The organism is Pseudomonas sp. S31 (assembly GCF_016648105.1).
Lineage (GTDB): Bacteria > Pseudomonadota > Gammaproteobacteria > Pseudomonadales > Pseudomonadaceae > Aquipseudomonas.
On the sequence record NZ_JACVVE010000111.1, the window covers coordinates 1 to 215 of the forward strand.

A 215-nucleotide genomic window follows, 5' to 3' on the forward strand; every position below is an offset into this window, starting at 1 on the left:
CTATGACCGTGACGAACAGTCCTCGGCCCGCGGCCTGGAGATGTCCCTGGCTTTGCTGATCCACCCCATGAGCCAGCCCGCACCCGGCACCGAAGAGCACGACCTGCGCTTCAAGCGCCTGGAACAGTGGCTGGACCAGCATGACAGCCCGCTCTATACGGCGCTGGCACCGTTCAACCCCTTCAAAGACAAAGCCGACGCGGTCGGAACTTTGC

At 63.3% G+C, this 215-nt stretch carries 1 protein-coding gene; it reads left to right on the forward strand.

What is annotated here, in order from left to right:
- A partial coding sequence (locus tag IAE37_RS28685) for a hypothetical protein (protein ID WP_201178807.1) occupies positions 1-215 on the forward strand: 215 nt, incomplete at both ends.